Genomic DNA, 6,918 nt, shown 5'->3' with positions numbered 1-6,918 from the left:
TTCAGCGTGCACTTCACCGCCCCGTGCAGCGACATTGCCATCCTCCGGCCGAAGGAGAACTGGATCTACAACGCCGACATGGCCGAGGCCGGCGACTCGCTGGAGATCATCCTGAACGACTTTGTGCTGCAGGACGCCGACGCGGACCCGGTCGAGAGCATCGGGCTCGAATACCGGCTGGTCGATACGCCGGACTGGCTGCCGGCGCTCGAGGTGCAGGCTTCCGCGCTCGACTCCGACGCCGACTCGTACGTGGCGAAGTGGATGCCGCCCGCCGACGGCCTCTTCGAGGTGCGGGCCTTCACCTCGTGCCCGCTCGGGACGACGTACTCGGAGCCCTTCCCCGGCGTCGCCGACACGAAGCGCCCCGAGCCTTTCGGCACGCCGCAGCCCGCCGATGAGGCCCTCGCCCTCGGCGACGACATCGCCGTCACCTTCGACGAGGACGTCGACTGCGCCACGGTCAGCGCCGACGGGACGTTCCCCGACGTGGCGCTGACGTACCTCGACGGCGCCGACGTCGGCATGACGATCCCCGTCGAGGCCTCGTGCGACGGACGCACGATCATCCTCGACCCGCTGGCCGACGACGCCGACCTCGAAGGCCGTCTGCTCGAAGCGCGGCTCCTCTCCGGCGTCGTGGACGGGCAGGGCGTGCCGGTGGTCGTCTCGGACCTCGTGGGCAACGGCATCGCCGACGACGTGGCGTGGGCCTTTACGGTGCGGCAGAGCGCCTTCACCTTCAGCCCGGTCAACGTCGACCTCGAAATCACGCGCGGCACGGGCGCCGTGGCGGCGACGAGCCTCGTCAACGGGCGCGCGCAGCCGATCTCGTTTGCGCTGCCGCCCACGTTCGACCTCACCCACGAGGACGGCGTCACCACGGTCACGCTCGCGCCTTCGGTGACGGCGGGCACGATCGTGGCCGGCGGGGCGAAGACGATCCAGTTCACGTTGCCCGACACGCTGGCGCTGGGCGCATACGAGGGCACGCTCATGGCCTCGGGTACGGACGCCGACGGCGTGGACCTCGGCCAGACCCCCTTCACCCTGACGGCGGACGTGGTGTGCGAGCCGCCCCGGTGGAACGTCACGCCGACGAACTTCCAGTACTCGATGACGCTCACGGCGCAGCTCTTCTTCGACGGCGTCGCCTCGGCGGATACGAGCGACGTGCTGGCCGCCTTCGTCGGCGACGAGGTGCGCGGCGTGGGAACCGTTGCGGAAAGCTCGCCCGGCGTCTTCCGTGTGGACCTGCTTATCTATAGCAACGTCCTCTCGGGCGAGGTGGTCACGTTCAAGGCCTGGCAGAACGCCGCGTGCACGCTCCACGAGGAAACCGGCAAGACGTTCGTTTTCGAGAGCGGAGCGGTGCAGGGCACGTTCGCGCAGCCGGTCTCGATCCAGGCGCCGCCGCCGGTCGAGGATCAGGCCGTCGCGCTCGCGGCGGGGTGGACGTGGTTCTCGCTCAACACCATCCCCGACGACGCCTCGGTCAACGCCGTGCTCGCGGACGTCGTCGGCACGAACGGAGACATCGTCAAGAGCCAGACGGCCTTCAGCCTCTTCGATGACGACTTCGGGTGGGTGGGCACGCTGCCGGGCATCGAGCCCGGGCCGGCCTATCTGATCAACCTCCGGCAGTCGAACAGCCTCTCGGTCTCGGGCACGGTCGTCGATCCGCCGTCGCTGCCGATCACGCTGACGCCGGGATGGAACTGGGTCGGCTATCTGCCGCAGACTGCGCGGCCGATCAACGAGGCGCTTGCCTCGCTCGACGCCACCGCCGCTCCGGACGACCTCATCAAGAGCCAGTTCGCTTTCGCCCAGTACGTCGACGGGCTCGGGTGGGTCGGCTCGCTCACGACGATGGACCCCGGCCTCGGCTATCAGATCTACACGGCCAACGGCGGCACGCTCACCTATCCCGCCAACACCGAGGCGGCGGCATCGGTGGCGCACGCGGCCCTTACGCCGAACCCGGAGACGGCTGCGGCGCGACCCCTCCCGAAAGAGCGGGGCCTGGCCGAGAAGGAGGTGCGTTCAGGCGAACCCGCGCCGGAGACGCGCGAGACGCTCGAACGCGTCGAGGCCAAAAACAACGACGCGGGCGCGGGGCCGGGATGGACCGTCGATCCGCTCGCCTATCCGTTCTCGATGACGCTCACCGCGCGGGTCGAGCGCGACGGCAAGCCGATGCGCCGCCCGAACCTGCGCGTGGGTCTCTTCGCCGGCGACGAGCTGCGCGGCGTCGGACGGATCACGTACGTCGAGGCGCTCAAACGGTCGCTCGTCTTTGCCCTCGCCTACGGGGAGGCGGCGGCGGACCTCACCGTGCGCGTCTTCGATGACGCCGACGGGCAGGTCTATGACGCGGGCACGCTTCGCTTCCGCCCCGGCGCCGCGGTGGGCAGCCCGCTCGAACCGGTGCGTCTTACGGCGAAAGGCGCCCCCGCCGGCGAGACCCTAGGGTTGCCGGAGACGTTCGCGCTCGAAGCCGCGTACCCGAATCCGTTCAACCCCGTGACGACGATCCGGTATGCGCTCCCGCAGGCCGAGCACGTGACGCTCGAGGTCTACGACCTGCTCGGCCGCCGCGTGGCGACGCTCGTCAACGAGGCGCAGAAAGCGGGACGCTATGCGCTGCGCTTCGAGGCGGGCGACCTGGCCAGCGGCGTCTATTTCTACCGCATGCGGGCGGGCTCCTTCGTCGAGACGCACAAGATGGTTCTGCTCAAATGACGCCCGGTGTCCGTTGCATCCTTTCCGAGAGGACCTCGATGAAAACTGTACTTTGCCTTTCGATCTTTCTGATGGGTGCGTTCGTCCCGGCCCAGGCGCAGGCCCCGGACTGGGCCGTCAACCCCGCCGACTTCGAGTCGACGATGAGCGTCACGGCGATGGTGCTCCACGGCGGCGCGCGCCTCGGCGGCGCGGGCGACGTGCTGGCGGCCTTCGTCGGCGACGAGGTGCGCGGCGTGGCCGAGGGCACCACCGTCGGCAGCGGCCCGCTCTTCTTCCTCACCGTCTTTGCCGACACCGACGGCGAGACGGTCACGTTCAAGGTGTACGACGCGGTCGCCGGGACCGTGCGCGTCATCGCGGAGACGGAGGTCTTCGAGACGAACGCCGTGCGCGGGATCATTGCTGCGCCGCGGGTGTGGACCGCCACCGAGCGCGAAAGCGGCCTGCCGGACTGGAACGTGGATCCCTCGGCCTTTGTCGCTGCGATGAACGTCACCGGCACGCTCCGCATCGACGGGGCGGAGGCGGAGGCGGGCGACGTGCTGGCGGCCTTCGTCGGCGACGAGGTGCGCGGCATGGCCGAGGCGACGGAGGTGGGCTCGGCGTGGCTCTTCTTCCTGACGGTCTATGCCGGCGGCGGCGGCGAGACGGTGCGCTTCGAGGTGTACGACGCCTCCGCGAACCGGGTCTATGAGGCCGCCGAGACGCTCACCTTCGAGACGAACGCCCTGCGGGGGAGCGTGGCGGACCCGTTCGTGTGGACGGTGAACACCGTCGCGACGGCCACCCCCGTGGAGCCGCTCGACGGCGCGCCGCCGGGCACGTTCCGCCTCGAAGCCAATTATCCCAACCCCTTCAATCCGGCCACGCGCATCACGTACGCGTTGGCCGCCGCCGCCCCGGTGCGCCTGACCGTGCACGACGCGCTCGGGCGCGAGGTGGCCCGGCTCGTCGAAGGGCTTCGGCCGGCGGGACGCTATGCCGTCACGTTCGAGGCGGGCGACCTGCCGAGCGGCCTGTATCTCTACCGTCTCCAGGCCGGCGCTTTCGTCGAGACCCGCGCAATGGTGCTCATCAAATGACTCCCGGAACGATGCCTGCCTCCATGAACCGCCCCCGCCCTTTGCTCGCCGTGGGCCTCGCGCTCGCGCTCGCGGCGACGGCCCCGAACGCCTTCGCGCAGCCCGACTGGACCCCCGGCGACACGTATGCGAGCACGATGACCGTCATCGCCACGGTCGACTTCGACGGCGCGCCCTCCGACGACGCGGCGGACCTGCTCGCGGCCTTCGCCGGGGGGGTCTCGCGCGGGGTGGCCTCGCCCGTGAACCTCGGCGGAGACTATGTCTATTTCCTGAGCATCGGCAGCAACGCGGACGGCGAGGCGCTCACGTTCATGGCCTACGACGCCTCCACCGGCGAGGAGCGTCTGCTCTGCGACGGCGTCAACTTCGCCACGGACGCCGTGCGCGGCACGCTCGACGATCCCTTCGCCCTCTTCACCGCCGACGGCTCCGGGCCGTGCGCGCTCCACTGGGCCGTGCCGCCCGGCTTCTCGCAGTCGATGTCCGCCAACGTAGCCGTGTTCATCGACGGCGTCCGGTCGAGCGATCCGGCGGACCGTGTGGCGGCCTTCGTCGGAAACGAAATCCGGGGCGTCGGGACGGCGTTCGACGTCGGGGGCGAGCAGGTTTTTTTCATGGAGATCCAGGGCGACGTCACCGGCGAGACGCTCACGTTTCGCGGCTATGACGCGAGCACGGGCGTCACGTATGCGCTCTCGGGTGCGTTCGGCTTCGCGCCGGGGACCACCGTGGGTTCGCCCGGCGCGCCGTTCACGCTCACCTCGAGCACGCCGCTTCCGGTCGAACTCGCCGCCTTCGAGGCGCGCGCGGACGGGTCGGCCGTGCGTCTGAGGTGGATGACTGCCTCGGAGACGAACAACGCGGGCTTCTTCGTCGAGCACCGCGCGGGGACGGCGGCGTGGGAGGCGCTCGGCTTCGTCGCCGGGGCGGGCACGACCGCCGGAGCGCGGACGTACGCCTACCGCGCCGAGGATCTCGGGCCGGGCCGCCATCACTTCCGCCTCCGGCAGGTCGACTTCGACGGGGCGACATCCTATAGCGAGACGGTCGTCGTCGCGCTGGCCGTGCCGGGCGCTTTCACGCTCACGGCGCCCTATCCGAACCCGCTTCGCGACCGGGCCGCCGTCACGCTCTCGGTGGCCGTACCGCAGCGGGTGCGTGTGGCGCTCTTCGACGCGCTCGGCCGCCGAGAGCGGGTGTTCTTCGAGGGGCCGATGGAGGCCGCCGTGCCGCGCCGCTTCTCCATCGACGCCGCAGGATTGCCGGGAGGGCTGTACCTGATCCGTGCCGAGGGCGAGCGCTTCACCGCCGTGCGCGAGGTCGTCGTCGTCCGGTGAGGCGTCCGGGCGTCGCCGGGCTGGAGGCACACTTCGACGGCAGAGGCCTCCCCTCGGGCATCTATGTGTACCGGCTGGAAGCACGGACCGCACGACGGTTGGAGGGACGAAGCGGGCGTTTCGTGCTGTTGAAATGAACCGGCCGGTGGCTTGTCTCCTCCGAAAAACTGGCGTGAACACCATGCATACGAACGCCTCGACGTATCTCGTGATCGGGACGCTGGTTCTCCTTTGCGGCGGATGTGACGGTAGCGATTTCCTTGACCCGGAGGATTTCGACATCCTCGGGACGTGGGCCGTGACGAGGGTGGAGGGTTCTGTCGGCCCGGTCAATCAATCAAACAGCCTGTGGACCTTTGAGGAAAACGGGACCTATGATTGGTTTTTCTTCTTCTCCGGATATTTCGATCTGAAAGGTCAGGGTACGTATCGTCTGGAGGGGACCGCCCTGACCCTGACGGGCGTGGTGGCGGAAACGGTCCTGGAGACAATTCCAGGGGGGCGTGTCACGCTCACCCTGCGGAAGGATGAGTTCCGGTTTCGAGATGATGAAGGAGACGAGTGGACCTACGTACGGGTGCAGGGAGGATAAGCGTACCGGACGATATCGAGAGTGCGGAGGGACCGAACGGGGGGCGCGTCCGTACACAGGGGGTTTCGTGAACACGATCCATAGGCCGGTTGTTCGCTCGCCTCTGTCGGAAGTTTGGAGCCGGGCCTGTTTCGCTTGCATTTGCGATTCTCCTGAGGTTATTTCGTCGACAAATTGAACAAATCGCCGCTGTGAGGGACGTTGGCGCGGAAAGGGCGCGTCCGTAAGGGCAGAGGCTCGTACGGGATCAGGGCTTGAATCTTCTTGCCCGGCGGCTTGTGATGCGGTCTCCGGTTTGTTTGGGAGCCTCCTTGCAGTAGGGCATGATTCGGGATGCAGGTTGTAACAGCGATAGAGGGAAGCGCTTCTTTCCGTCTCCGGACGGGAGTGTGCCGGGGGTTTGTCGGGTTGCTTCTCCTGGGTCTGATGCCCCTCTGTGCCGTGGCCCAGCTCCGTGCGACGGTCGATAGTCTGAAAGGCCGCCTGGCGCAGGCCGAGGCGCTCGACCGCATCGCCGTCCTGAACGAGCTATGCTGGACCTACCGGATGATCGATGCCGACTCGGCCCGGCAGTACGGGTTCGAGGCGCTGGCGCTGGCGGAAGCGTTGGACGACCTGCGCGGCCTGGCGGCGGCCCACAATAACCTGGGCGTTGCGTACGAAGCCCAGGACGCTTACGATGAGGCCCTGCGCCACCATCTGCAGGCGCTCTCCTACAAACGCCGCCTGGGAGATAGCCTGGAGGTCGCCAATACCTACACCAACATCGGGGTGGTGCTGGACAAGCGTGGCCAATATAAGGAGGCTCTGGAGCAGTATTACCGTGCGCTGGCGATCTACGAATCCCTGAACGACAGCAGCCGCGTGGCGATGGCGCTCGTCAATACGGCCATCGTCCACAAGAAGCAGGGGGACTACGACCTGGTGCTGGCCAACTACGAGCGGGCACTGGCGCTCTACGCGGCGCTGGACGATGCCTTCGGGCAGGCGGCCTGCTATGCCAACCTCGGCTCCGTCTCACTCGACACCGGCGCGTACGAGGATGCGCTTCGGTATGCCCGGCAGTCCGTCGCCGCCTTCGAGGTCCTGGGAGTTCGCCAGTTCGTGCCATATGGCCTCGCCACCGCCGGAATCGCGCAGTTGCGGCTGGGACGGTGGG

At 68.3% G+C, this 6,918-nt stretch carries 5 protein-coding genes; all 5 read left to right on the top strand.

The window, feature by feature from the left end; all coding sequences use genetic code 11:
* Positions 1-2,742, top strand: a 2,742-nt coding sequence (locus tag AC1HIY_RS00885) for a T9SS type A sorting domain-containing protein (protein ID WP_479574814.1), incomplete at its 5' end; no start/stop codon positions are given.
* A 38-nt stretch (positions 2,743-2,780) separates the two neighbouring features.
* Positions 2,781-3,827 (top strand): T9SS type A sorting domain-containing protein, encoded by a 1,047-nt coding sequence (locus tag AC1HIY_RS00880; RefSeq protein ID WP_479574813.1) that lies wholly within the window; start codon positions 2,781-2,783, stop codon positions 3,825-3,827.
* Positions 3,828-3,850: 23 nt separating this feature from the next.
* Positions 3,851-5,167 (top strand): hypothetical protein, encoded by a 1,317-nt coding sequence (locus tag AC1HIY_RS00875; protein ID WP_479574812.1) that lies wholly within the window; start codon positions 3,851-3,853, stop codon positions 5,165-5,167.
* Between the two features lie 181 nt (positions 5,168-5,348).
* Positions 5,349-5,759, top strand: a complete 411-nt coding sequence (locus tag AC1HIY_RS00870; RefSeq protein WP_479574811.1) for a hypothetical protein — start codon at positions 5,349-5,351, stop codon at positions 5,757-5,759.
* Between the two features lie 333 nt (positions 5,760-6,092).
* Positions 6,093-6,918, top strand: an 826-nt coding sequence (locus AC1HIY_RS00865; protein WP_479574810.1) for a tetratricopeptide repeat protein, incomplete at its 3' end; no start/stop codon positions are given.

Source organism: Rhodocaloribacter sp. (genome assembly GCF_056451265.1).
Note: the sequence above shows the minus strand (reverse complement) of the source record. Positions and strands in the feature narration are given on the sequence as shown.

Coding starts and splice junctions, on each gene's coding strand:
- AC1HIY_RS00875 (WP_479574812.1), top strand. CDS start 3,851: ATGAACCGCCCCCGCCCTTTGCTCGCCGTGGGCCTCGCGCTCGCGCTC.
- AC1HIY_RS00880 (WP_479574813.1), top strand. CDS start 2,781: ATGAAAACTGTACTTTGCCTTTCGATCTTTCTGATGGGTGCGTTCGTC.
- AC1HIY_RS00870 (WP_479574811.1), top strand. CDS start 5,349: ATGCATACGAACGCCTCGACGTATCTCGTGATCGGGACGCTGGTTCTC.